The organism is uncultured Roseovarius sp., from assembly GCF_913057115.1.
Classification (GTDB): Bacteria; Pseudomonadota; Alphaproteobacteria; order Rhodobacterales; family Rhodobacteraceae; genus Roseovarius.
The window spans coordinates 86547-113194 of record NZ_CAJXNN010000002.1 but is presented as its reverse complement, the minus strand read 5'-3'; the positions used below and the strand labels follow the sequence as shown (position 1 = coordinate 113194).

Below are 26648 nucleotides of genomic sequence, written 5' to 3'. Positions count from 1 at the left end.
ATACGAGCCGCCGGGACAATGGCGTATGAGCCTTCGCGCCGCCCCTCCCCCCAAGACGAAATTCAAGTGACAAAGGACGTCACCGATGTGCGCTGACACGCCCGAGTACAAAGACACCCTGAACCTGCCGCAAACCCAATTCCCGATGCGCGCGGGCCTTCCGAAACGCGAACCCGAGTGGCTGGCCCGCTGGGAAAAGATCGGCATCTATGACCGCCTTCGCGAAAAAGCAGAGGGTAGGAAGCCCTTCACCCTGCACGATGGCCCTCCTTACGCCAACGGCCACCTGCATATCGGCCACGCGCTCAACAAGATCCTCAAGGATATGGTCGTGCGCTCCCAACAGATGATGGGCCGCGACGCGCGCTATATCCCCGGTTGGGATTGCCACGGCCTCCCCATCGAATGGAAGATCGAAGAGCAGTACCGCAAGAAGGGTAAAAACAAGGACGAGGTCGATATCGTCGATTTCCGTCAGGAATGCCGCAAGTTTGCCGATGGCTGGATCGACGTGCAGCGCGACGAGTTCAAGCGCCTCGGCGTGACCGGCAAATGGGAAAAGCCTTATCTGACGATGGATTACCGCGCCGAGCGGATCATCGCGGAGGAGTTCCAGAAATTCCTGATGAACGGCACGCTGTACCAAGGCTCCAAGCCGGTGATGTGGTCGCCCATCGAGAAAACCGCGCTGGCCGAGGCGGAGGTCGAGTACCACGACAAGGAAAGTTTCACGATTTGGGTGAAATTCCCGGTGACCACCGAAGGCGATTTGCAAGGCGCCAACGTGGTGATCTGGACCACGACACCATGGACCATCCCGTCGAACAAGGCCGTCGTTTATGGCGAAAGCTTTGACTATGGCCTCTATGAGGTCACCGACACGCCCGAGGAATGCTGGGCCAAGCCCGGCGACCGCTTCCTGCTGGCCGACAAGCTGGCCGGGGACGTGATGGCGCGCGCCCGTCTGGAAGACAGCATGTGGAAACGTGTGCGTGGCGTGAGCGCCGAGGAGCTTTCGGGGCTTTCCCTCGCCCACCCACTCGCCGGGGCCGAAGGCGCAAACGGCGAATGGGACGACCCCCGCGATTTCCGCGCCGCCGATTTCGTCACCGACGAGGAAGGCACCGGCTTTGTCCACTGCGCCCCCTCCCACGGGATGGAGGAGTTCGAGCTTTACCGTGATCTGGGCATGTTGGAGCAGGTCATCACCTACAACGTGATGGACGATGGCGGCTTCCGCGCCGATCTGCCCTTCTTTGGCGGTACATACATTCTTGACCGCAAGGGGAAAGAGGGCAACGCCAACAAAGCGATCATCGACAAGCTCGCCTCCGTCGGCGGCCTGCTGGCGCGTGGCAAGATCAAGCACAGCTATCCGCATAGCTGGCGCTCGAAAGCGCCGGTTATCTACCGCAACACCCCGCAATGGTTCGCCGCCATCGACCGCGAGGTCGGCGATGGGCAGGACCAATACGGCAAGACGATCCGCGAACGCGCCCTGACCTCGATCGACCAACTGGTCACTTGGACACCCAAGACCGGGCGCAACCGCCTTTATTCGATGATCGAAGCGCGGCCCGATTGGGTGCTGTCGCGGCAACGCGCTTGGGGCGTGCCGCTGACTTGCTTCGTCAAGAAAGGCGCGATGCCCACCGACCCGGATTACCTTCTGCGCGATGAGGCGGTGAATGCCCGTATCCTTGCGGCCTTCGAGGAAGAGGGTGCCGATGCATGGTACAAGCCCGGCGCGAAAGAGCGGTTCTTGGGCAATGACCATGACGCCGATCAGTGGGAAAAGGTCGATGACATCCTGGATGTCTGGTTCGATTCCGGCTCGACCCATGCTTTCGTTCTGCGCGACCGTGAGGATGGCTCCGACGACGGTATCGCCGATCTATACCTTGAAGGCACCGACCAGCACCGCGGGTGGTTCCATTCCTCGATGTTGCAGGCCTGTGGCACCATCGGCCATGCGCCCTATCGCGGGGTTCTGACCCACGGGTTCACCTTGGATGAGAAGGGCAACAAGATGTCCAAGTCCTTGGGCAACACCGTCGCGCCCGAGGATGTGACCAAGCAATATGGCGCGGATATCCTGCGGCTCTGGGTGGCGCAGGCGGATTACACCGCCGATCTGCGCATCGGGCCGGAGATCCTCAAAGGCGTCGCCGACAGCTACCGCCGCTTGCGCAATACCATGCGCTTCATGCTGGGGGCCTTGGCGCATTTCGAGGAAAGCGACCGGGTGGACCCGGCGGAGATGCCGGAACTGGAACGCTGGGTTCTGCACCGTCTGGCCGAGTTGGACCATGTGGTGCGCAAAGGCTATGACGCCTATGATTTCCAAGGCGTGTTCCAGCAGCTTTTCAACTTCGCTACGGTGGAACTGTCGGCGTTTTACTTCGATATCCGCAAGGATGCGCTTTATTGCGATGGCGACACCGCCCGCCGCCGCGCCGCGCGCACGGTTCTGGATATCCTCTTCCACCGTCTGACCACATGGCTTGCGCCGGTGCTGGTCTTCACGATGGAGGAGGTCTGGCTTGAACGCTTCCCGGGCGAGGAAAGCTCCATCCACCTGACCGATATTCCCGAAACCCCCGCCGATTGGCTGGATGAGCCGCTGGCGGCGAAATGGGCCATGGTGCGCCGCGCCCGCCGGGTCGTCACCGCCGCATTGGAGGTGCAGCGCACCGACAAGGTGATCGGCGCGTCATTGGAGGCCGCCCCGGTGGTGCATGTCCGCGAGGGCGAGATGCTGGAGGCGCTGAAATCGGTGAACTTCCACGATATCTGCATCACCTCGGATATCGTGCTGACGGGCGACCCAAGCCCCGATGAGGCATATCGTTTGCCCGAGGTTGAGGGTGTAACGGTGGTCTTTGAACGCGCCGCAGGCGAGAAATGCCAGCGCTGCTGGAAAATCCTGCCGGATGTGGGCACGCATAAGCACCCCGGCACCTGCAAGCGCTGCAACGAGGCGCTTGGATAAAACGAAGCGGCCCGGCCTGTTGGTCGGGCCGTTTTTTGCGTTTGGGCGGTAATTGCAGAAAGAAGGGCCGCGCCCGACCCTGGGAGGGCTTTGCAACCCTCATTCAGGATATTACGCCGTCGCGCTCGAACCATTTCTTCGGCGCATAACGGCACCCATGCGCCCTCCCGGGGGCAAGCCCGGGCAAGACGGTAAACGAGCGAGGCGTCTTTGCCGCGGCCCTTCTTGCCTTCAATCCGTTGTCCGCAACGGCGAGCGCTGCACCAACCAGACCACCAACAAAGGCACCCCCACGGTGATCAAGGTCACCACAATCAACAGCACCCCAAGCTGCGAATAATCCGCCGGCACTGTCACCGCCCCGGTCTCGGGGTCTGTGACCTCGCGGGTAACGATGAAAATCTCGTTGAGGTACTTGGTCGTCAGGCTGCTGGCCGAGAGTGCCAGATTGGTGAAGGACGCCATCACCGCAAAGAAGGTCGCCTTCAGGTCATTGGGCGCATTGCGTGCGATCCATGCCAGCATCGGGATCATCGCCACCTGACCCAGCGGCGATTCAATCGCCGTGTCCAGAATGGCGATGAAGCGGGCATCCACCACGCCGCCGGTCAAGGGCGCGGTGACGTCCTGTATCCCGTAATAAAGCCCGATATTCGGCAGGGTCAGGACACCGCCCGCAATCGTCAGCATGACGATGATCCAGACAATCGGCTTTGACGCCATTAGGGGCCGCAGCACGACCATGCCCACCAAGGTCAATACCGAGGTGATCAGCGACAGCACCGACAGGAATTGTTGGTCAAAGCCCAGAACGTCGATATTGAACCAAGTGATCCCATCACCGGGTCGCGGCACGGCGCGGAACATGAAAATGATCACCGCCGTGCCGATCAGCGTGCGCGCCTTCGCCGGGGACAGCACCGCGATCAACTGCCGCATCAGGAACAGGACAATCGCCATCGACCCGGCAAAGATGATCTCTTGCCCATAGGGCAGCCCGCCAAGTCCGACGGCCAGCGTTAGCGCCACAAAGGCCCCGCCACCGATGAAATACCACGGGTTGGGCTTGGTATCCTCGTCCGGCCGCTCGAACAGGGCGTCGGCCGCTTCGGGCGAGAGGCCGGTTTTCAGCAGGTTGTGCCGCGCGCGCCATTTCTGCACCCCCGCCAGCATCACGCCCGAAACCGAAACCAGCGGAATCGCCAAGGCGGCAAGGTAGATATTGGCATAGACCTGCCGCTTGGCCTCGGCGGCCAAATCCTCGATCCCGGAAAACATGTTGATGTTGAGAACGGCCACCGCCACCGTCCCGCCAATCAGGGCAAATCGGCCCAGCGTTTGCATGGTGGTATGCAGGGCGCGCGAGGTGTCTTCGGAAATGGGGTTGCCCTCGGCATCCACCTTCGGCACCGCTTCGACCGACATGGCATCGGCCACCGCGTCCTGAACCACCAGCCCACATGGCGCCATCAGGAAACTGGTGATATACCACGCGCTGATTGGCATCACGGCTTCCATCATCTCGGTCTGGGTCAGCACCAGATACATGATGAAAACGCTCAGCCCGATCAGCCCCGCGCCAAGGTAAACCAACAGCCATTTCCACCGCCAGATGATATCCACCAGATGGCCCAAGGGCATCTTCAGCGCCCAAGGCAGGCCCGCCCAAAACGCCAGCCCGGCCAGATAGGCCGCCGAGAGATCAAGATATTCCTTGACGAAAAAGGTGCCGACGATTCCCGTCAGCCCGGAAAAGCCAGCGGCGAAATAGACCATCAAGGGCGGCAGGAAGGTCCAGCGCATCTGCCGGGCCAGATCAAAGACCACGGCATCAATCCATGCCATCGGCCCTTTGCGTTGTGATGTGGTGGTCATCCGCTCCCCGAAGTAAATCTGATTTGAGCTAAGCTAAACGAGGTTCACCGCAACGCCAAATCACAGAATCTCAAGCACCGCTTCGGGTGGGCGACCGATCCGCGCTTGTCCCTTGGCAAAGACGACCGGGCGTTCAATCAGCTTGGGATTGGCGGCCATGGCCGCAATCAGTGCCTCGTCATCATCGGATTTGCTCAGGCCCAGTTCTTTGAATGCCGCCTCGCCCGTGCGCATCATCTCAATCGCGCGCAGGCCCAGCGTGTCACGGGTCAGGCGCAACTCCTTGGCGCTTGGCGCATCGTCGAGATAGCGGCGCACCTGCACCTCCTCGCCGCGCCCTTCCAGCAGGGCCAAGGCCTGCCGCGATTTGCTGCATCGCGGGTTGTGCCAAATGGTGATCATGTCCAATCCCCCCGTCCTGTGCCCACGGCCTCGGCCACATTCCCAAAACCATCACGCTCCAACAGCGCCTCAAGCCCATGGGCGATGCGCGGCACCAAGGATAGCCCCTCGTAAACCAGCGCCGAATAAAGCTGTACCGCGCTGGCGCCTGCGCGGATTTTCTCATAGGCCTGCTCAGCCGAGCCAACGCCGCCCACCCCGATCAAGGGCATTTCCCCGCCGGTCAGCGCCGACAGTTTCGCCAGAACCCGCGTGGATTTCTCGAACAAGGGCGCACCGGAAAGCCCCCCGGCCTCGGCCTTATGGGGCCCGTGCAGCCCGTCGCGGTCAAGCGTGGTGTTGGTGGCGATGATGGCGGCCACACCCGCCTCCTGCGCCACGCCCGCCACTTCGGCCAGTTCCCCGTCGCTCAAATCTGGCGCAATCTTCAAAAACACCGGGATCGGGCTTTCCAGCCAATCGCGCGCTTCCATCACACCTGCCAGCAATTGCCGCAGCGCCGCCGCCCCTTGCAAATCGCGCAGCTTCTCGGTGTTGGGGCTCGACACATTGACCGTCGCAAAATCCAGATACCGCCCACAATGCGACAGCACCCGCGCGAAATCCTCGGCCCGGTCGGCGCTGTCCTTGTTGGCCCCAAGGTTAAGGCCCAGCACCATGTCGCGCGGGCGATTGGCCAGACGCCCCGCCGCCGCCTCCATCCCGTCGTTGTTGAAGCCAAAGCGGTTGATCACCGCGCGATCCTCGGACAGACGAAAGAGGCGCGGCTTGGGGTTGCCCGGCTGCGGGCGCGGCGTAATGGCCCCCACCTCGACAAAGCCGAACCCGGCGCGCGACAAGGGCGACAGCGCCACGGCGTTCTTGTCGAACCCCGCCGCCAAGCCCACCGGATTGGCCATATGCAGGCCCGCCACCTCACACCGCAGCCGCGGCGAGGTCACAAGCCCCGGAAGCGGCACAACACCCGCCCGCAGGCCCAAAAGTGCCGCGTTATGGGCGCGCTCCGGGTCCAGCCCGCGCAGGGCGCGAAGGCCCAGTTGTTCAAACAGGCTCATTCCATCCCCGCCGGAAAATCATGCACGCCACCCGTCAGCGGCAAGGGCTGCGCCCATGCCACATCCTCCAGCCGCAGCTCACGATAAAGATGCGGAAACTTCGCCCCGCCGCGCGACACTTCCCATTTGAGCGCTTCGCCCAAACGGTCGACCTCAACCGCCACCAGCATCAGCTCATCCTCACCGGCGAAATGCTTGGCCGCCGTTTCGGGGGCCTGTTCGGCGGTCGAAAAGTGAATATAGCCATCGGCAAGGTCGACCGGGGCACCTTGGCTGACCGTCTCGGCGCGCAACGCCTGCCATTCGTCAGCCCGGAAAATCTTGTAAATCAGCATGTCCCGGTCATGCCCCGCCCATGCGCGACGGTCAAGCGGCTTCGCCCTTGCGCCCCCCGTCAATCCGGGCATTCTACGGACCAACCACCGAAAGCGCACCCATGAGCACCGTCAAAGACCAATATGAGGCCTATCCCTATCCGCACCGCGACCCGGCGGATGAGGCCAAGCGCCTGATCATGGGTTCCCCCTCACACCCCTTGGAGATGGACCATTTCCTCTGGGGCGGGGCGCGCGATTGGTCAAAACCCCTGCGCGCGCTTGTGGCCGGGGGCGGCACCGGCGATGGGCTGATCCAACTGGCCGCGGTGATGAAACAGGCGGGCCGTGCCTGTCAGATCACCTATATCGACCTCTCCACCGCCTCGCGCCAAGTGGCCGAGGCGCGGGCCAAGGCGCGCGGGATCGACAGCATCACGTTTCACACCGGCTCGCTTCTCGATGCGCCGGACTTTGGATCGTTCGATTACATCGACTGTTGCGGTGTGCTGCACCACCTGCCCGAACCGGAAGAAGGGTTTCGCGCCCTGCGCGCCGCGCTGGCGCCGGGGGGCGGTATGGGGATGATGGTCTATGCGCCTTACGGGCGGTCGGGGGTCTACCCGCTGCAACAGGCCTTTGGCGACCTTTACGGCGATATGCCCCCCAAAGACCGCCTCAAAGCCGCGCGCAAAATTATGGAGCGATTGCCCGAGGGCCACCCCTTCAAGGTCAATCCCAACCTCAACGACCACACCCATGGCGACGCCGGGTTCTATGACCTGCTCCTGCACTCCCAAGATCGGTCCTATGACGTCCGCCAATTGATCGACACGCTCAGCACCACGGGCTGGGCGCTGTCGGGCTTCACCTGCCCTGCGCTTTACGACCTCACACGCTTCGCCCCCGTCCCCGAAGGCATGGATGAGGTTACGGCCATGGCCACAGCCGAGCGCCTCAATGGCACGATCCGCACCCATACCGCCTATGTCACCGCTTCGGATGAGGCCCGCAAGCCTGCGCGCGGCAGCAACCGCGCGCTCATTCCCCACCTCAAAGGCGTGCAAGCCGGCCCATTGGCCCAAGCGGTCGCCAAGGGGCAGCAAATCCCGGTCAGTTCCGATGGCATCGGCGAGAAACTGACCCTGCCGAAAGAGGCCGCACCGCTGATTGCCGCAATAAATGGCCGTCGATCCTTGGCACAGATCGCGCAGGCGACGGGCCAAGACCCGATCGCCATGGGCGCAACATGGGGCAAGGTCGACGCCAAGCTCGCGCCTTGGGGCCTGCTGCTTTATTCCAGCCTGCTGGCCTGATCCATGTGTGGCCGCTTTGCCATAACCACCCCCTCGGACGCCATGGCGCAACTCTTCGCCGCAGCCCCGGCCAATGACTTGCCAAAGGTGCCCAATTACAACGTCTGTCCCACAAACGCGGTGCATGTGGTCACCGGCGGCGAGGGGCGGCGCCTTGGCGCGATGCGATGGGGCTTCATTCCGCATTGGTACAAATCCCCCAGTGATGGCCCGCTGCTGATCAATGCCCGCGCCGAAAGCATCGCCAAGAAACCGGCCTTTGCCGCCGCCTGCCGCGAACGCCGCTGCCTGATCCCGGCTGATGGGTTTTACGAATGGACCAAGGACGACGCGGGCAACCGCCTGCCATGGTACATCACCCGTACCGATGGCGCGCCCTTGGCTTTTGCGGGTGTCTGGCAGGATTGGGGGCAAGGCGAGGATCGGATGTCGACCTGCGCGATTGTCACCTGTGACGCCAATGCGCCGATGTCGAAGATCCACCACCGCATGCCCGTTGTCCTGGAGCCGGACGACTGGCCGCTCTGGCTGGGCGAGGCGGGGCATGGCGCGGCTCCCTTGATGCGGCCCGCGCCCGAGGATGCCCTGCGTTTCTGGCGCGTCGATCCGAAAGTCAATTCCAACCGCGCCGAAGGGCCAGAGCTGATCGAGCCGATTGAGGAATAACGCACCCTTTGCCGGTTGTTTCGTACGACTCGTACGAGTGCTTACAGCAAGGGCCGCAGTTTCGTACGAAAATCGGGGGGTAAACGTACGACTCGTACGAAACTTCCTCCGCGCGCCGGGAATTTGATCAAATTATATTTCTGGGGTGGTCTTTCGGGGCTTTTGCGGCAACTGTGGCGGCGACTAACCTGTTGTTTCAAAGGGATTTGCCGCCATGCCCGCAGATCGTCCCATTCGCGTTGCCCTCAATGGCTTTGGCCGCATTGGCCGCACCATCCTGCGCATCCTTCTGCGCGATGCCCGCGATATCGAACTGGTTCTGATCAACGAGATCGAACCGCTGTCTACCTGTGCCTATCTCTTTGAATTCGATAGTGTTTTCGGCCCTTGGCCGGGGGATGTGCAGGCGGGGGATGGTGCGCTTCTGGTCGATGGCCACCGCATCCCCTTCCACTCTGAATCCGACCTCCGCGCCCTCGACCTTACCGGAATCGACCTTGTTTTGGAGTGCACAGGCATGGGCGGCACCCGCGCAATTGCCGAACGCGGGCTTGAGGCCGGGGCCGAGGCGGTGTTGGTCTCGGGGCCATCAGCCGAGGCAGATGTGACACTTGTCTTGGGTGCAAACGAAAAAGATCTTTCAGATCAAAGGATTATCTCGAATGCATCTTGTACCACGAATGCCCTTGCCCCGCTTGTTCGGCTGCTTGATGACGCCTTCGGGATCATCAGCGGCCAGATGACAACGGTGCATTGCTACACCGGCAGCCAGCCCACCGTCGACAAACCCCGCCAAGCCCCCGAGCGAAGCCGCGCCGCCGCCCTGTCCATGGTGCCGACCACGACATCCGCGCAGGACCAGACGGGTCTTGTCTTGCCTCACATGAAAGGCAGGATCGAGGCCCGCGCGATCCGCGTGCCAACGGCAAGTGTGTCCTGCATAGATTTGACGGTTCAGACCCGCGACGACGTCACGAAAAATGATGTGAATTCAATTCTTAAAGCAGCAGCGGCTTCCTCGCATGTTATTGGCTGGACGGCAAAGCCATTGGTCAGTTCCGATCTGCGCGGGCGACCCGAATCCATCATCCTCTGCGACCCTGAAACCTCGGTTTCGACCGGCGGTTTGCTGCGCGTTTTCGGATGGTATGACAACGAATGGGGGTTTTCCTGCCGAATGCTCGACATGGCGCGCCTAATTGCGCGTAGATAGTGCAAGCCATTGAAAATAAGGAGTAAATATAGGGTGAGAGGCTGGACAACGACCCAAGCGGGGCTCGTTACGGCTGCTTCCTTCCGGACCTGACCGGGTTGGCGAGGCGCTTGCCCGCGCCAACCTCTCGAGTTTTCAGATAGTCGCCATAGCTTGGATTCGCAAGGGGTCCCTATAATTCCATCCGGAAACGCGCAAAACCTGCGTCTGTATCGCCAAGATCGCTCAGACAGAGCGCATTGATATCTTCGGGGAATTCTCGCAAGCCAGGCCCGGTTTCGAAGACGACACTGGTGCCCGGCAATGATCGGAATCGCCATGCCCCTTGCGCATCGACCGCTTTATCCATGACGCGAAGTTTCCCTTTCACGGCTTCGATCACGGGGAAATGGCTTTTGTATACCCTGCGAATATTTTCGCGCGATGCATAAGGAGCCCCCCCATGAAGTCGGAAATTATTGGTGGCGACAATGAATTCCTGTTCCATATCAATGGGTTGTGCTTCATGGCGGAGATTCACGATTCGATGTTCTTTGTGGCTCGTGCGTGTTCCATCAGGACAGTATCGGCTGGGTGTTGAAAGGTCGATCTCGTAGCTCAGCCCGTCGATGACGTCGAAATGATGACCGGGAAAGAAAGGATTGATGAGAGGCTGATCGGGCACACCGGGGACGACCTGATTGAAATATGCCGCCGCCCGTTCCAACCAATCCCATAACTGCCGCCCTGTGAGAATCAACGCGCAAAGCGTATTCGGGAAGGCATAGATGTCTGAAGCATGTCTCAGGGTGAGCGGGCCGGCAGGAATGATGGTAAAATGAGCCGGCCCCCCGCGCCCCCCCGTTCGAAAAGCTGAGGCGGCCGAGACCACCGGGTAGTCGTTTAGCGTTTCTTCGGGCACGATCCGGTACAGGGCGTCACGTTGCGCTCTCGCGATGAGCTGTACCACCGGATCGCTACGCACCATGGAAAGATAGGTGTGCATGCCATCGGGGTTGTGACCCAATGGTTTCTGCATGAGCGCCGAGGTTGCCTGATGCGCCGGTTCGAGCAAGGCACAAAGGTCTGGATCAGGAACGACCGGGGGGTGCGGTCGTTCGGGCGCGACCGCGCGTGCTTCTGCCTTGCTTGAGGCAACGGTCCAACCTTCTTGGCTTTTGTGCAAGGTGAGGTCCAGCACTCCAAGGTGTGATCCATGTGCACCTGCCATGACTGCCGGGACATTTCGCAGGCGACCTCGCTCATTGTCCACGCCCTCAATCAGAGCATGATCCGATGACGGAAAGACCAGGTGACTATGCCCCGCGAGGATGGCATCAATTCCCGGAACATCTGCGAGTGCGAGGGCTGCGTTTTCCTCGGAAACAAAAGGAGCTTGCAGTTCGATTCCCGTATGCGCGAGTGCAACAACGATATCGGCGCCCTCGGCGCGGATCTTGGGTACAAGGGCGCGCGCCGTGGCCTCGATAGGGCGGCTGACCACCCGGTTTTCAAGGTGAAAACGGTCCCAATGCGTAATCTGGGGCGGCAAAAGCCCAATGACGCCTATGCGCAGGCGGTGCATTCGGCCCACTTTGTCGCGCAAGGTGCGATCAATTATAAGGTATTGGGACACCAAGGTTTCATCGTGCTGCGGAGTTTGCCCCGGAGTCCGAATGGCATTGGCGCAGGTAACAGGGAACGCGGCCGAGGAAAGTGTCGCGAGCAGCCAATCGACTCCAAAGTTGAACTCGTGATTGCCAAGGCCAACGGCATCATATGCAAGTGCGTTCATGGCCTCGATGGCGGGATGCGGGCCGGTCCAGCCGCTATCGGACTGTCCGGTTGCGTCAATAAGTGGCGCGCCTTGCAGGAAATCACCGGTGTCGAACAGCAAGCAGTTTTCGGCCTCGCGCCGCGCCTGCTTAATTAGCGTGGCGATGCGGGCCAGCCCGGCACCGGTATCCTTGCCGTTTGTCAAATAGTCGACTGGTAAGATTTGCCCGTGCACATCGGTTGTTTCAAGAAGGCGCAATTCAACAGTGATTTGCGCATCGGTACGGTAGGGCATCGGTGGGTCCTGACGGGTTGATATCTCGATGAATGAGAATGCTTGCTTGGTTCCAAAAGACCCGGTGTGTAGAACACAACAGACAAAGCACACGCAGGTATTCAATGTAGGCGTATAATACACACACTTTAAAGTTGAGGTGGTATAAAAATCAAGAATTTAAAATATGTTCACACGACGTGTTTACTAAAGGGGTGGGGCAATGAAACACGCGGAAACCGTCACTTTTGGCGGGTCATCCTTTGATCGGGCCGCAGAAATCCGAGGCGACGACGAGGCGATACAGCGAGAAATCGAGCATCACGGGGCCTGCACGCTCGTCATGTGGCGCGGCAAGCCGCTTGTGAAATGCCCTGATCTTGATGCTTTGGTCCGTGTGCCGTTGGATCACCCGGTTTTGGCCAGCCATGGCGGTACGCAGCTCTTGCTGGGGCGCGACGAAACGGGGAAACTGATCCATGCGCACGATCTGTCGGATTGGCAGCCCGAAGATTTGGATTTGGCCGAACTGGATCGGTTTCTAGATGCTTCCGAACAATCACACCCGGATCTGCCCGGTGATACGGCTTTTGCCGAATTGCGCCGCATCATGACCCGTCTGGACGCGCGCGACGCCGAACTCGCCGCAATGGCGCGCGCGGTTTTGGGGTGGCACCAGACCCATCGGTATTGTTCGCGATGCGGCTCGGAAAGCCGAGAGGTCATGTCAGGCTGGCAACGCGGTTGTCCAGACTGCGGGGGGCAGCATTTTCCGCGTACCGATCCGGTTGTCATCATGCTGATCACGCATGGTAACCAAGTGCTGATGGGCCGGTCTCCGGGATGGCCCGAGGGGATGTACTCGCTGCTGGCGGGTTTCGTCGAGCCCGGTGAAACGATGGAGGCTGCCGTGCGCCGTGAAGTGTTCGAAGAAGCTGGCGTCAAGGTGGGCGAAGTGTCCTACTTGGCCAGTCAACCATGGGCGTTTCCGTCGTCACTGATGTTCGGGTGCTGGGGGCGTGCCACCTCGCATGATATCAATATCGACCCCACTGAAATCGAGGATGCTATCTGGGTGTCGCGCGATGATGTGCTTGCCGCATTTGCTGGGCAACACCCTATACTTATGCCCGCGCGCAGGGGGGCGATTGCGCAATTTTTGTTGCGCAACTGGCTTGCGGATACACTTGAATGAGGCGAAACTCTCGACCGAGCAGGAAAACCAGAGGCGAGTGAATGAAGTTCAGCACCAAAGAAGACGTTGAAGCGCCAATTGATTTCGTCTTCGACGCAGTGTCCGATTTCCAATCATTCGAGCGCGCGGCTCTGCGTCGCGGTGCCGAGGTACAGCGGGTCGATACGCTTCAGAGTGCCGGGGTCGGGCTTACTTGGGAGGCGCAGTTCAACTTTCGTGGCCGCAAACGCGAAATCCGCATCGAAGTCACGCAGTTTGAAAGGCCAAATTCACTGGGGTGCCTATACGAAACGCAGTTGCTAAGCGGTACCTTGGACGTCGATCTGGTGGCTTTGTCGCGCAATCGAACGAGATTGAGCGTGGAAAGCACCTTTGCACCGCGGAACCTGACAGCTCGGTTGTTGGTGCAATCGCTGAAACTGGCGCGTTCAGGTCTGGATAAGAAGTTTCGGTTTCGGGTCGCGCACTTCGCGAAGGAACTGGAAGAGCGACACAAGCGCATCGCATAAAAGACACCCTGTGCCAAACAGGCTCATATTGGGCTAAGCAATGCCATCCGAAACGAAATATTCGGTGCCTTGTACCAATTGACATCCCCGGAGGGATGCCGCGCCTAATGGCGGCGTGGATCAGCCGGGTAAACGCCGAGCATGGTGATGTTGGACGTGAAATAGTCCAGTTCATCCAATGCGCGCTTCACCTCGGGGTCGTCGGGATGTCCTTCAATATCGGCATAGAACTGCGTTGCCGTGAACGACCCGCCCACCATGTAGCTTTCCAGCTTGGTCATGTTGACGCCATTGGTGGCAAAGCCGCCCATGGCCTTGTAGAGCGCGGCGGGAATGTTGCGCACTTGAAAGACGAAGGTCGTCATCATGCCGTCTGTGCCACGGCGGCTCCAGTCCGGCTCGCGTGACATGATAAGGAATCGGGTGCTGTTGTTGCCGTGATCCTCGATTTCGCGGGCCAACACGTCCAACCCGTAGATCTCGCCCGCCAATTCGCTGGCAAGCGCGGCCAGGGCAGGCTCTCCGGCTTCGGCCACATGTCGCGCCGATCCTGCGGTATCGGCACCGGTGACGCGGTGAATGCCGTGCTTGCCCAGAAACTCACGGCATTGCCCCAGAAGCATGGTGTGGCTCATGGCGCGCTCGACCCTGTCCAAAGTGACGCCGGGCAGGGCAAGCAGGTTGATGTGGACGCGTACGAAAGCCTCACCAACAATGTACAAGCCCGACTCCGGTAGAAGGTGGTGAATATCCGCCACCCGCCCGAAAGTGGAGTTTTCAACAGGCAGCATCGCCAATTCCGCTTCGCCGGACCGGACCGCCTCGATCGCATCCTCGAAGGTGCGGCAGGGCATCGATTCCATCTCGGGATATGTCTCGCGGCAGGCTTGATGCGAATAGGCACCCGGCTCACCCTGAAAGGCAATGCGCTTGGTCATTACGGGTTTTTTCCTGTTGAATGCCCCCAGTCGGGCGTTTGGTCGCGGAAACTACACCTTGCGCCCGCATAGGGGAAGCGGATAGATACGCCGCGACGGAATTCAAATGGAAACGGGCCTATGTTCGATACGATGACACTTACCAAGGTCGTTGGTGCCTTCTGTGGCGCCCTCCTGATCTTTCTGCTGGGCGGCTGGGCTGCCGAATTGATTTATCACACCGGCGGCGGTCACGGCGATGACCACAAGCAGGCCTATGTGATCGAAACCGGCGATGATGAAGGTGGCGAAGCAGCGGAAGACGCTGGCCCCAGCTTTGAAGAGCTTTTCGTTGCTGCCGATGCAGGCAAGGGTGAAAGGGTCTACAACAAGTGTAAGGCTTGCCACCAGCTTGAAGAAGGCGCCAACGGGGCGGGCCCCTACCTTTACGGAGTGGTCGGTCGCGAGGTCGCCAGTGCCGACGGGTTCGGGTATTCCGGTAGCCTGAAAGCGGTTGTCGATGTTTGGACACCGCAAGAATTGTCGGCATTTCTTGAGAATCCCGCAGGCTATGCACCGGGCACCACCATGGGCTTTGCTGGCGTCAAGGACATGGAAGACCGCGCGAACCTGATCGCCTATCTCGATCAATCCGATGGCGACACCTATGAGATTGAGATGCCTGCCGCCGCAGAAGAAGCGGCAGCAGAACCCGCCGCCGAGGAAGCCGCAACCGAGGAGGCCGCAACCGAGGAAGCTGCAACCGAGGAAGCTGCAACCGAGGAAGCTGCAACCGAGGAAGCCGCTGCTGAAGCGCCTGCCGCCGAAGAAGCTGCTGCCGCAGGTGGTTTTGCCGATATGGTCGCGGCTGCCGACCCTGCGGATGGCAAGAAAGCATGGCGTCAGTGCCAAGCCTGCCACAAGCTGGAAGATGGCAAGAACGGCGTTGGCCCACATCTGGCCAATATCGTTGACCGTCCAATCGCCAGCGTCGAAGGGTTCCGCTATTCCAGCGCGCTGCAAGACCTTTCCGACAAGGCTTGGACCGTGGATGAGCTGAACGCATGGCTGGAAGACCCCAAGGCCTATGCTCCGGGCAACAAGATGAGCTACCGGGGCCTGCGCAAGGAAGAAGATCGCGCAGCGCTTATAGCTTACATGCAAAGCGCCACTGAATAATCAGTGCTGCAAGTGAATTCCAGCGCCGCCGCCCTCCGTGGGCGGCGGTTTTTTTGCGCACTGTGCCGCCGTCCTGCTTTCGGTGCTTGAATATGGCGGCCTGCGTCCATTAGCTTGCCTGCAACCGTAAACGCGCCAGATTGACTATCGGCAGCAAAAGGAGAACGGCATGACAACAGAGCGCAACCGGGCCAAGGCCCGGGCGATGATTCTCACCGCCCCGCGCGTCGCAACCCTCGCTTTGGTTGGACTGTTGATCGCCGCCCTCATGGTGCACAAGGCCATGGCGCAGGAAAGCGACGGGATCATCCGCTCGCATGGTTATTCTTTTTACGGCGACCTTAGCTATCCCGCCGATTACCCGCATTTCAACTACGTGAACCCGGAGGCACCCAAGGGCGGGGAAATCTCGCTTTATGCGCCGGGGACCTTTGATTCGATGAACCCCTACTCGCGCAAGGGCCGGGCCGGGCGGCTGTCTTGGATGGTATATGAAAGCCTGCTTGGGGAAATGCCCGCCGGTGGCGGCCCCGCACCCGCCGATGCCTATGGCGAATCCTATGGATTGTTGGCCGAAAGCCTTGAGTATGACGCGGGCAAGACATGGGTGATTTTCCACATGCGCCCCGAGGCGCGGTTTGCCGATGGCACGCCGGTCACCGCGCATGACGTGGTGTTCTCGCACAACCTGTTTCTGGAGCAGGGCTTGCCATCCTACGCGCAGGCAGTCAGCCGCCGGGTCACGGGGGCCGAGGCCCTGGACGATCACACCGTGAAATTCACTTTTGCCGAAGGCATCTCGCGCCGCTCACTGATTGATCAGGTGGGCGGTACGCCGGTCTTTCCCCGCAAATGGTATGAAGAAAACGCGGCCCGTCTTGATGAACCCCGGCTTGAGGCCGCGCCCGGTTCTGGCCCCTATCAGGTGGAAAGTGTCGATGTGAATCGCAGCATCACCTACAAGCGCAATCCCGATTACTGGGGCTGGGATTTGCCGATCAACCAAGGGCGCCACAATTTCGACCGTATCCGAATCGAATACTTCGCCGATGACAGCGCCGCGTTTGAGGCTTTCAAGGCGGGTGAATATACCTTCCGCTCGGAGGGAAATTCCAAGAAATGGGCGACGGGATATGATTTTCCGGCGGCCAATGCGGGCCACGTGAAACTTGATGAACTGCCCGACGGTACACCGCCCACCCCCACGGGCTTCGTTTTCAACCTCGCCCGCGACAAGTTCAAGGACGAGCGCGTGCGCAAGGCCGTGGCACTCGCCTATAATTTCGAATGGACCAATGAATCCCTGCAATACGGGTTGTTCAAACAACGCCATTCTTTCGTGCAAGACACTCCGATCGAGGCGATGGGGCCCCCGGAAGGGGCCGAACTTGAGTTTCTGAAATCCCTGGGTGACGTGATTCCGCCCGAGATGCTGACCGAACCGGCGGTGCGCGCCCATGAATCGCGCGCGTCACGCCTCAATGATCGCCGGAACCTGCGCAAGGCGATGAAACTGCTGGATGAGGCGGGCTGGACCGTGGGCGACGATGGCATACGTCGCAACGCGCAAGGTGAAACCTTGAGCATTGACTTCCCGATTCCGTCGTCCGGATCAGCCACGCTGGGTGCGGTTGTCGAAAGCTTTGTCAGCAATCTGCAACTGATGGGCATTGACGCACGGTATGAGAACGTGGACCCGTCACAATATACCCTGCGCAACCGCGACCGCGATTATGACATGGTGTTCGACAACTACACTACATTCCTCGGCACCGGCACCGGCCTGTTGCAGCGCTATGGCTCCTCTGAGGCGGCGTTTAGCCTGTTTAACCCCGCAGGGCTGGCCAGCCCGATGGTCGATGCCATCATCAACGCCTCGCTTGCGGCCGAAACCCGCGAGGAAGAGCGCGTGGCCCTGACGGCACTTGACCGCGCCTTGCGGTTCGAGCGTTTCATGGTGCCGGTCTGGTACAACGATAGCTACTGGGTGGCCTATTGGGACATGTACGAACACCCCGAAACCCTGCCGCCCTATGCCTTGGGCGTGCTGGATTTCTGGTGGTACAACGCCGAGAAGGCCGAGGCGCTGAAAGCCTCTGGCGCGTTGAGGTAACCCGCCCATGGGCGCCTATATCCTGCGCAGGCTGCTGCTGATCATTCCCACATTGCTGGGGATCATGGTGATCAATTTCGCCTTGGTCCAATTCGTGCCCGGTGGCCCGGTGGAGCAGGTGATCGCCAATATGCAGGGCCAAGGCGACGTTTTTGAAGGCTTCGCCGGGTCGGGCAATGACGCGGGTCAGGATATGACCGGCGGCGGCGATAATGAGCAATACCTTGGCGCGCGGGGCCTGCCCCCGGAACTGATTGCCGAGCTGGAAGAACAATTCGGCCTCGACAAACCGCCGCTTGAACGGTTCTTCAACATGATGTGGAACTACATGCGCTTCGATTTCGGCGAGAGTTATTTCCGCAAGATCGACGTGCTTGATCTGGTGTTGGAAAAGATGCCGGTGAGTATCACGCTTGGCCTGTGGTCCACCCTGATTGCCTACCTGATTTCCATCCCGCTTGGCATTCGCAAGGCGGTGTATGACGGCAGCAGCTTTGACACATGGACCAGCGGGATCATCATCGTGGCCTACGCCATCCCGGCCTTCCTCTTCGCCATCATGCTATTGGTGCTGTTCGCAGGGGGTTCCTATTTCTCGATCTTCCCGCTCAGGGGCCTGACCTCGGACAATTGGGAGCAGTTAAGCCTTGTGGGCAAAGTGCTTGACTACTTCTGGCACATTGCCTTGCCGGTCTTGGCCTCGACCATTGCGGCCTTCGCCACGCTGACGCTTTTGACCAAGAACTCCTTTCTGGACGAGATCAAGAAGCACTATGTGATGACCGCCCGCGCCAAGGGGTTGAGCGAGCGAAAGGTGCTTTACGGCCATATCTTCCGCAACGCCATGCTGATCGTGATCGCGGGCTTCCCGGCGGTCTTTATCGGGGTTTTCTTTGGCGGCTCGGTCCTGATCGAAACGATCTTTTCGCTCGATGGTCTGGGGCGGCTTGGTTTCGAGGCTGCGGTGGGCCGCGATTATCCGGTGATGTTCGGCACGCTGTTCCTGTTCGGGCTGATCGGCTTGCTGGTCAATATCCTGTCTGACCTGATGTACGTGCTGGTCGACCCGCGCATCGACTTTGAAAAGCGGGAGGGGTAGGCCATGGCACTATCCCCCCTCAATCAACGCCGCTGGCGCAATTTCAAACGCAACAAGCGCGCCTTTTGGTCCTTGATCATCTTCTCGGTGATTTTCGTGATCACGCTCTTTGCCGAGTTCGTGGCGAACGACAAACCGATCCTCGTGAACTATCGCGGAGATTTCTATACTCCGATCTTCAATTTCTATCCCGAAACCCAGTTCGGCGGTGATTTCGAGACCGAGGCGATCTATCGCGACCCCGAGGTGCAATGCCTGATCACATCGGGCGGGTTGGATATCTGTTTCGATGATCCCGAGGGGGTAATCGAAGATTCCCAAGACGGTGTTGTAGAAGGTGAAGAGATTACCAAGGGCTGGATGATCTGGCCACCTATTCCCTATAGCTATGACACCTCGGTCGATCGCCCTGGGGCGGCCCCCTTGCCACCCAACGAACAGAACTGGCTGGGCACGGATGACACCAAGCGCGATGTGTTGGCGCGGGTGATCTATGGCTTCCGCCTGTCGGTGATGTTCACGCTGATCGTCACCGCGCTCTCGTCGATCATCGGGATTTTCGCCGGGGCGATTCAGGGGTATTTCGGCGGCTGGCTCGACCTGATTTTCCAGCGGATCATCGAGATATGGGCCTCCACCCCACAGATTTACGTGATCATCATCCTGTTCGCGATCCTGCCGCGAAGTTTCTGGCTCTTGGTGGTGATTACCGTGCTGTTTGGCTGGATGGCCCTCGTGGGCGTTGTGCGCGCCGAGTTCCTGCGCGCGCGCAACCTCGAATATGTCCGCGCGGCCAAGGCGCTTGGCGTGTCGAACCTGACCATCATGTTCCGCCACATGCTGCCCAATGCCATGGTCGCGACGCTGACCATGCTGCCCTTTGTGATCACCGGCACGATCTCGCTTCTGGCGGGGCTGGATTTCCTGGGCTTCGGCTTGCCGTCTTCGGCCCCGTCATTGGGCGAATTGACCCTTCAAGCCAAGCAGAACCTTCAGGCTCCGTGGCTGGCCTTCACCGCCTTTTTCGCCTTCGCGATCATGCTGTCGCTGCTGGTGTTCATCTTCGAAGGTGTGCGCGATGCCTTTGATCCCAGAAAGACCTTTGAATGAGCCTGTTGTGTGTTGAAAACCTGAAGGTGAGCTTCAAGCAGGACGGGGCCATCATCCCGGCGGTGCATGGCGTGTCCTTCACCGTGGACAAGGGCGAAACCGTGGCCCTTGTGGGCGAGTCCGGGTCAGGCAAATCCGTTACGGCGCTGTCCACCGTTTCCCTGCTGGGGGCGTCGGCGCAGGTCGAAGGAAGCGTCACCTATGACGGGCAAGAGATGATCGGGGCGCCGGACAAGCGCCTGCGGCAGGTGCGCGGCAACGACATCAGCTTTATCTTCCAGGAGCCGATGACTTCGCTCAACCCGCTGCACACGATTGAAAAGCAGATCGGTGAAAGCCTTGCCTTGCACCAGGGCCTGACCGATGACGCCGCCCGCACCCGCATCATCGAACTTCTGGACCGGGTGGGTATCCGTGACCCCGAAAGCCGGCTTGGCGCTTATCCGCATCAGTTGTCGGGTGGGCAGAGGCAGCGCGTGATGATCGCCATGGCGCTTGCCAACAAGCCAGACATCCTGATTGCCGACGAGCCGACAACAGCGCTTGATGTGACAATTCAGGCGCAGATTCTCGACCTTTTGGCAGAGCTCAAACGCGAAGAGGGGATGGGCCTTTTGTTCATCACCCATGACCTCAACGTTGTGCAGCGCATCGCCGACAAAGTTTGTGTGATGAAGGATGGCGAGATTGTCGAAAGCGGCCCCACGGCCGAGATTTTCGCAAACCCACAGCACGCGTATACGCAAAAGCTGTTGAATGCCCTGCCCTCGGGGGAGCCTGACCCGGTGCCAGAGGATGCGCGTCCGCTTGTGGAAACCGACAAGCTGCGCGTGTGGTTCCCGATCCAGAAGGGGTTCCTGCGCAAGACCGTGGGCCATGTGAAGGCCGTCAACGAGGCCACGATCAGCGTCCGGGCGGGGGAAACCCTTGGCATCGTGGGCGAATCCGGTTCGGGCAAAACCACGCTGGCCTTGGCGATCATGCGCCTGATCCAATCCGAGGGCGGCATCACCTTCGATGGCGAAGACGTGCATGGCTGGTCCACCCGGCAGTTGCGCCGTAGGCGTGCCCAGATGCAGATCGTGTTCCAAGACCCGTTTGGAAGCCTCAGCCCGCGCATGACCTGCGAACAGATCATTGCCGAGGGGCTTGGCGTGCATGGCAACCCCGATGGCCGGGCCGAACGCGATCTGGTGGCCGAAGTGATGGAAGAGGTGGACCTCAACCCCGCCACGATGGACCGCTACCCGCATGAGTTTTCCGGCGGCCAGCGACAACGGATTGCCATTGCCCGCGCCATGATCCTGCGGCCCAAGATGGTGGTGCTGGACGAACCCACATCGGCGCTCGATATGACCGTGCAGGTGCAAATCGTCGATCTGCTGCGGCGGCTACAGGTGAAATACGGGCTGGCCTATCTTTTCATCTCGCATGACTTGGCCGTGGTGCGCGCCATGAGTCACCGCGTGGTGGTGATGAAACAGGGCGATGTCGTTGAATACGCCGATGCGGAAACCCTGTTCGAGGCACCACAAACGGAATACGCCCGAAACCTGCTTCAGGCCGCGCTTGACCTCAAACCGGCCTAGATGGCCGAACTGTGCCCGGCCTTGTCCAACTCGTAGGCGTCAAAGCTGCGGGCGATCATGCGGGTCAGGGGGCGGGCCTCCATCGGGATGAACAGCCCATGTTCATCCACCTGCAACAGGCCGGGGAACTCTGAACCGACACGGTCCAACATCTTGCGTAGGGCGGGCGCGGTGATGTCGAAACTCTTGGTGATCTCACCGGCATCAATCCGGAACTCGCACATCAATTGCTCGATCAATCGGCTGCGCAACTTATCCTCACCGCGGAACACATGGCCCCGCGTGGTCGAAAAGCGCCCCTCGCGGATTGCCGAAGTATGCGCACCCGTGGCGGGCGCGTTTTGCGCATAGCCCTGCGGAAAGCGCGAAATCGAGGAAGCCCCCACACCAATCAGCGCCGCGGCGGTGTCGTCGGTATAGCCTTGGAAATTCCGGCGGAGTTTGCCGGTTTTCTGGGCAATGGTCAGGCCGTCGTCCTGCGTGGCGAAATGGTCGATCCCGATTTCGGCGTAGTTGTCCCACAGGAACAGTTTTCGGGCAGTTTCATAAAGCTCCAGCCGCTCCTGCGGCGTTGGAAGGGCATCCGAGGGCAGCATCTGTTGCCGCTTGGCCATCCAGGGCACATGGGCATAGCCATAAAGCGCCACCCGGTCGGGGTTGAGAGAAAGCAACTTCTGCACGCTTTCCGTAATCCGCGCCTTGGTCTGATGCGGCAGGCCATAAAGGATATCGGCGTTCAGGCTGTGCACACCGCGTGCGCGGATCTCTTCGGCGGCCCAACGGGTGATATCGTAGCCCTGCAAACGCCCGATACTCTGCTGAATTTCCTCGTTGAAATCCTGTACCCCGATCGAGGCACGGTTCATCCCTGCGGCGGCTAGCACATCAAGACGCGCGCTATCAATTTCGTTGGGGTCGATTTCGACCGAGAATTCGGTGTTGGTGTCAAATGGGGCCACATCTTTGATCGCCCCGGCCAGCTCCTGCATCATGCCCGGTTGCAAAAGCGTGGGCGTGCCACCACCCCAATGCAGGCGCGACAGGGTGACGCCCTTGGGCAAATGCTGTTTCAACATCTTGAGTTCAGCCTTGAGCGTCTCCAGATACGCCATGACAGGTTTGTCGCTTTGCGTTCCTTGCGTGCGGCAGGCACAGAACCAGCACAACCGCCGACAAAACGGTACGTGAACATAGAGCGAAATCTGCGATCCTTCCGGTATCGCCTCGATCCAGTTTACAAAATCACCCGCAGTGATATCGCGGGTGAAGTGGGGGGCGGTGGGATAGCTGGTGTATCTCGGAACCTTTGCGTCAAAGAGACCCAACTTGCCCAGTTGTGCTTTTGTAATCATGTGCGTACCGTTATATCGCGTGACGAGTGGCATCCTTGATGCAGATCAAAAGAACAGGAATGTGATCCGCTATGCTCGACGAAGAGACCAAAGCCGTTCCGCGCGATTGCGGTGACTGCCCCATCCGGCATCGTGCTGTGTGCGCGCGATGCGAGGCGGACGAGCTGGAATCGCTGGATCAGATCAAGTATTACCGCAGTTTCGAAGCCGGCCAGACGGTGATCTGGGCCGGCGACAAGATGGATTTCGTGGGCTCGGTCGTATCGGGAATCGCCACCCTGACCCAGACCATGGAGGATGGCCGCACCCAGATGGTTGGCCTGCTGTTGCCCAGTGATTTCGTCGGCCGTCCGGGCCGCGATGAGGCGGCTTATGACGTGGTCGCGACAAGCGATATGGTCATGTGCTGCTTTAGAAAAAAGCCCTTTGAAGAGCTTATGGTCCACACACCGCATATCGCGCAGCGCCTGTTGGAAATGACCCTCGATGAACTGGACGCGGCACGCGAATGGATGCTGGTTCTGGGCCGCAAGACCGCCCGTGAGAAGATCGCCTCGCTGCTTTCGATCATCGCGCGGCGAGATGCCTCGCTCAAGCTGACAAAGCCCACGGGGTCGATGGTGTTCGACCTGCCGCTGACGCGGGAAGCCATGGCCGACTACCTTGGCCTGACGCTTGAAACCGTCAGCCGACAGATATCGGCGCTGAAAAGGGACGGGGTGATCCAACTTGAGGGCAAGCGCCACATCACCGTGCCGGATTTCGACCGTTTGATGGAAGAAGCGGGCGACGACAACGACGGCGGGATGCTGGCCTGATCGGCACTCGCGGGCGAATCGGTGATAACCCACTGGTTAACAACAGAAATCCCATGCTGTAACGCGTTCGTATGACGTCGGTATTGCGTCGGTATTCTTTCCCGATACCCCCCGAATTAACGGAACGTGCGGTGAAAACCGTACAAAACATACGCGTGTTTTGTACGAAAACCCGATGCCACGCTGCCGGCCAAAACAACCCGCCGCAGTGCCGCCCCACCCTGCGATCCACCGTGAAAGTTGAAACAACACACAAGAGTGTGGTTCACTCAACGCATTCAGGAGCATTGACCGGAAGGGGTTTGCCATGCGTTGGACGGGATTTCTGGGGAGCGTGTTTTCAGCGACCTTGGTTTTGGCCTCACCGGCAAAGGCCGACGAGAATGTCATGGTCGTTTTCGATGGCTCGAATTCCATGTGGGGCCAGATCGACGGTAAGGCCAAGATCGAGATCGCCCGCGATGTCATGGATAACCTACTGGGTGACTGGGCCGATGATCGTAGCGTCGGCCTCATGGCCTATGGCCACAGGCGTCGTGGAGATTGCGGCGATATCGAAGTTCTTGTGTCGCCGGGCCAAGGCGCACGGCAGTCTATTCTGGACCGCGTCAATGCGATCACGCCCACCGGGAAAACGCCGCTGACCGATGCCGTCGAAATGGCCGCAAAGACCCTGTCGCATACCGATCAACCCGCCACTGTCGTTCTGATCTCCGATGGCGTCGAAAGCTGTGAACGTGATCCCTGCGCCTTGGCCGAGGCCCTGGAACGCGGTGGCGTCGATTTCACTGCGCATGTCGTTGGCTTCGGGCTTGGCGGTAATGATGATGTGAGTTCCTTGGCCTGCATCGCCGAGATCACCGGCGGCGAGTATATCGCCGCGACGAACGCGGAGGAGCTTGGCAAGGCCTTCGATGCGGTGGGGACAGCCGTGGCGGAGGCCGCGCCGGACCCCGAACCAGCGCCGGACCCCGAACCCGAGGCCCCGTCGGTCACCGTGACCGGACCGGAGACCGCAGTTGGCGGATCGGAGATTGCAGTGACATGGGAGCCCACCATCGACGATGCGGATTACATCAATATCGTACCCTTCGGCGCGGACGCGGATGAGTTCGGGCCTTATAAGCGGGTCGGTAACTCGGACGAGGTGACCCTATCGGTTCCGGGCGAAGAAGGCCTGTATGAGATTCGCTATGTCCATCGCGAAAGCAAAGAGGTGTTGGGTAGCGCCGACCTTGAGATTACCAAGCCCGAGGTCGAGCTTTCGGCGGGCGAAAGCGTTGAAACCGGCGCGGCCTTCGAGGTGTCATGGACGCCGACGATCAATCAGAGGGATTATGTTACGGTGGTGCCTATGGGGGCCGATGATGGGGAGTTCGGCAACTATCTGACCGTCAGGGACAAGGCAGAAGGCAGGCTCAATGCCCCGGCTGAGCCGGGGCTGTACGAAGTTCGCTATCTTCTGAACGTCGACCGGCGCACCGTGGCCTCGCGCCAGATTGAGGTGACGGACCCGCAGGTGACCTTGCAGATACCCGAAACTGCGCAGACCGGCGCGGCCTTCGATGTCAGCTGGGCAGGGACGGTCAACAGCCAGGACTATATCACCATCGTCCCGGTGGGGGCCGATGAAGGAGAGTTCGGCAACTACTTTGTCGTGCGCGACAATTCCAAAGGGGAGCTGAAGGCGCCTGCTGTCGAGGGGATGTACGAAGTGCGTTACGTGCTGCGCGAAGGGCGCAAGACGCTGGCAAGTGAAATGATGGAGGTGACGACCCCCTCGGTAGAGATTTCCGGGCCGGAGGCGGTGGTCACCGGGGCAAAGTTCGATGTGTCCTGGACCGGCACGATCAACAATCAAGACTATATGACCATTCTGCCCGCCGGGTCGGATGAAGGCGAGTTCGGAAACTACATCGTCGTTCGCGACAACGAGACCGGCACCCTGACCGCCCCGGCCGATCCTGGCCTCTACGAGTTGCGCTATGTCCTGCGCGAAGGATCGAAAACCATCGCCAGCGCGTCTATCGAAGTGACAGAACCCGAGGTGAGCGTATCCGCGCCGGACACCGCGCTGGCCGGAAGCAAGTTCGAGGTATCCTGGACCGGCGGGGTGAGCGCACAAGACTATATCAACATCGTGCCGATGGGCACCGACGAGGGGGATTTCGGCAACTATATTGTCGTTCGGTCCAATACCGAGGGCGAATTGCAGGCGCCGGCAGAGACCGGGCTTTATGAAATTCGCTACGTGTTGCGCGAGGGCTCCAAGACCTTGGCAACGGCGATGGTCGAGATCGTCGAGCCAGAGGTTTCGGTTTCCGCACCCGGTGAAGTCAGGGCCGGGGATGACCTGCGGATCACGTGGACGGGGACGGTAAGTTCTTCGGATTACATCAATTTCGTGCCCGTGGGCGCCCCCGAGGATGAATACGGGGCCTACACTCAGGTGCGCGACAAGACGCAACACGACATCACCGCGCCCGATGAGACCGGCCTTTACGAGGCGCGGTATCTTCTGCGCGAAGGACGGCGGGTTCTGGCACGGGCGACAGTCGAAGTGTTGCCCAAGGATGCGCAATTGAGCACCGGCGCCTCGATCGAGGCCCCGGATACGGCCACGGTGGGGGCCGAGATCGAGGTTGGCTGGGCAGTAGAAAGCGCCAGTGCCGATCAGCGTATCACCGTGGCGCTTGCGGAACAGGCGATTTTCACCTGGATTGCGGCCAAGAAGATCACCGGCGATCCGCCCATGCGTATCAGCCTGCCGGATGAGGCCGGGATCTACGAGATCCGGGTCCTTGATGTGGCCAACAAGAAGGTCTTGGCGCGAAAGACGATTACCGTGGAGTAGCTAAAAGGCTTATGCGGAAGACAAGAAAGGCGCACCCAAAGCGGGTGTGCC

At 60.1% G+C, this 26648-nt stretch carries 20 protein-coding genes and 1 other RNA gene; 13 read left to right on the top strand and 8 right to left on the bottom strand.

What is annotated here, in order from left to right; genetic code table 11:
- Positions 1 to 85 precede the first annotated feature (85 nt).
- The gene (gene ileS, locus QZ498_RS01645; protein WP_294619566.1) at positions 86 to 2992 is read left to right on the top strand and encodes an isoleucine--tRNA ligase; all 2907 of its coding nucleotides are present in this window, start codon (positions 86 to 88) and stop codon (positions 2990 to 2992) included.
- A 231-nt stretch (positions 2993 to 3223) separates the two neighbouring features.
- On the opposite strand, the gene QZ498_RS01640 is transcribed toward ileS, so the two are convergent.
- Genes QZ498_RS01640 through QZ498_RS01625 form a run of 4 tightly spaced genes read right to left on the bottom strand, consistent with a single transcriptional unit; the run spans position 3224 to position 6659 of the window.
- Complete coding sequence (locus QZ498_RS01640; RefSeq protein WP_294619564.1) at positions 3224 to 4867, bottom strand: hypothetical protein; 1644 nt, start codon at positions 4865 to 4867, stop codon at positions 3224 to 3226.
- Between the two features lie 60 nt (positions 4868 to 4927).
- The gene (gene arsC / locus QZ498_RS01635) at positions 4928 to 5269 is read right to left on the bottom strand and encodes an arsenate reductase (glutaredoxin) (protein WP_294619562.1); all 342 of its coding nucleotides are present in this window, start codon (positions 5267 to 5269) and stop codon (positions 4928 to 4930) included.
- Positions 5266 to 6324: a quinone-dependent dihydroorotate dehydrogenase gene (locus QZ498_RS01630; RefSeq protein WP_294619559.1), complete on the bottom strand. Its 1059-nt coding sequence runs from the start codon at positions 6322 to 6324 to the stop codon at positions 5266 to 5268. The genes arsC and QZ498_RS01630 overlap by 4 nt, the downstream gene beginning before the upstream one ends.
- Positions 6321 to 6659, bottom strand: coding sequence for a DUF952 domain-containing protein (locus QZ498_RS01625; protein WP_294619698.1), 339 nt, complete (start codon positions 6657 to 6659; stop codon positions 6321 to 6323). The genes QZ498_RS01630 and QZ498_RS01625 overlap by 4 nt, the downstream gene beginning before the upstream one ends.
- A 101-nt stretch (positions 6660 to 6760) precedes the next feature.
- Between QZ498_RS01625 and QZ498_RS01620 the strand changes: the two genes are divergently transcribed.
- From QZ498_RS01620 to QZ498_RS01610, 3 genes are all read left to right on the top strand, one after another.
- Entirely contained in the window at positions 6761 to 7954 is a 1194-nt protein-coding gene (locus QZ498_RS01620; RefSeq protein ID WP_294619557.1) for a class I SAM-dependent methyltransferase, read from the top strand.
- A 3-nt stretch (positions 7955 to 7957) separates the two neighbouring features.
- The gene (locus QZ498_RS01615; protein WP_294619555.1) at positions 7958 to 8620 is read left to right on the top strand and encodes an SOS response-associated peptidase; all 663 of its coding nucleotides are present in this window, start codon (positions 7958 to 7960) and stop codon (positions 8618 to 8620) included.
- A 214-nt stretch (positions 8621 to 8834) separates the two neighbouring features.
- Positions 8835 to 9833 carry a type I glyceraldehyde-3-phosphate dehydrogenase gene (locus QZ498_RS01610; protein ID WP_294619553.1) on the top strand — a complete coding sequence of 333 codons (999 nt, stop codon included), beginning with the start codon at positions 8835 to 8837 and terminating at the stop codon, positions 9831 to 9833.
- Positions 9834 to 9864: 31 nt separating this feature from the next.
- Here the strand turns inward: QZ498_RS01610 and ffs are convergent.
- Positions 9865 to 9963: signal recognition particle sRNA small type (gene ffs / locus QZ498_RS01605), an RNA gene on the bottom strand.
- A 42-nt stretch (positions 9964 to 10005) separates the two neighbouring features.
- Positions 10006 to 11883, bottom strand: a complete 1878-nt coding sequence (locus tag QZ498_RS01600) for a bifunctional 2',3'-cyclic-nucleotide 2'-phosphodiesterase/3'-nucleotidase (protein ID WP_294619696.1) — start codon at positions 11881 to 11883, stop codon at positions 10006 to 10008.
- A gap of 202 nt (positions 11884 to 12085) precedes the next feature.
- Here QZ498_RS01600 and nudC point away from each other — a divergent pair, with 202 nt between their 5' ends.
- Both nudC and QZ498_RS01590 read left to right on the top strand, forming a co-directional pair.
- Positions 12086 to 13057 (top strand): NAD(+) diphosphatase, encoded by a 972-nt coding sequence (gene nudC / locus QZ498_RS01595; protein ID WP_294619551.1) that lies wholly within the window; start codon positions 12086 to 12088, stop codon positions 13055 to 13057.
- A gap of 41 nt (positions 13058 to 13098) precedes the next feature.
- Positions 13099 to 13566, top strand: coding sequence for an SRPBCC family protein (locus QZ498_RS01590; RefSeq protein WP_294619549.1), 468 nt, complete (start codon positions 13099 to 13101; stop codon positions 13564 to 13566).
- Positions 13567 to 13670: 104 nt separating this feature from the next.
- On the opposite strand, the gene QZ498_RS01585 is transcribed toward QZ498_RS01590, so the two are convergent.
- Positions 13671 to 14504 (bottom strand): prephenate dehydratase, encoded by an 834-nt coding sequence (locus QZ498_RS01585; protein WP_294619547.1) that lies wholly within the window; start codon positions 14502 to 14504, stop codon positions 13671 to 13673.
- A gap of 120 nt (positions 14505 to 14624) precedes the next feature.
- Here QZ498_RS01585 and QZ498_RS01580 point away from each other — a divergent pair, with 120 nt between their 5' ends.
- The 5 genes from QZ498_RS01580 (at position 14625) to QZ498_RS01560 (ending at position 21573) form a co-directional block, all read left to right on the top strand.
- Entirely contained in the window at positions 14625 to 15662 is a 1038-nt protein-coding gene (locus QZ498_RS01580) for a cytochrome c family protein (protein WP_294619544.1), read from the top strand.
- Between the two features lie 268 nt (positions 15663 to 15930).
- Positions 15931 to 17775: an extracellular solute-binding protein gene (locus tag QZ498_RS01575; RefSeq protein ID WP_294619694.1), complete on the top strand. Its 1845-nt coding sequence runs from the start codon at positions 15931 to 15933 to the stop codon at positions 17773 to 17775.
- 7 nt (positions 17776 to 17782) lie between these two features.
- On the top strand, positions 17783 to 18874 hold the full coding sequence (locus tag QZ498_RS01570) for a microcin C ABC transporter permease YejB (protein ID WP_294619542.1): 1092 nt from the start codon (positions 17783 to 17785) through the stop codon (positions 18872 to 18874).
- Positions 18875 to 18877: 3 nt separating this feature from the next.
- Entirely contained in the window at positions 18878 to 19984 is a 1107-nt protein-coding gene (locus tag QZ498_RS01565; protein WP_294619540.1) for an ABC transporter permease, read from the top strand.
- Positions 19981 to 21573 carry an ABC transporter ATP-binding protein gene (locus QZ498_RS01560; RefSeq protein WP_294619538.1) on the top strand — a complete coding sequence of 531 codons (1593 nt, stop codon included), beginning with the start codon at positions 19981 to 19983 and terminating at the stop codon, positions 21571 to 21573. The genes QZ498_RS01565 and QZ498_RS01560 overlap by 4 nt, the downstream gene beginning before the upstream one ends.
- Here QZ498_RS01560 and hemN read toward each other — a convergent pair.
- Positions 21570 to 22925, bottom strand: coding sequence for an oxygen-independent coproporphyrinogen III oxidase (hemN, locus tag QZ498_RS01555; RefSeq protein ID WP_294619536.1), 1356 nt, complete (start codon positions 22923 to 22925; stop codon positions 21570 to 21572). The genes QZ498_RS01560 and hemN overlap by 4 nt on opposite strands.
- 71 nt (positions 22926 to 22996) lie before the next feature.
- Here hemN and fnrL point away from each other — a divergent pair, with 71 nt between their 5' ends.
- Both fnrL and QZ498_RS01545 read left to right on the top strand, forming a co-directional pair.
- Positions 22997 to 23743: a transcriptional regulator FnrL gene (gene fnrL, locus QZ498_RS01550; RefSeq protein WP_294619534.1), complete on the top strand. Its 747-nt coding sequence runs from the start codon at positions 22997 to 22999 to the stop codon at positions 23741 to 23743.
- A gap of 307 nt (positions 23744 to 24050) precedes the next feature.
- Complete coding sequence (locus tag QZ498_RS01545) at positions 24051 to 26597, top strand: VWA domain-containing protein (protein ID WP_294619532.1); 2547 nt, start codon at positions 24051 to 24053, stop codon at positions 26595 to 26597.
- Positions 26598 to 26648 lie beyond the last annotated feature (51 nt).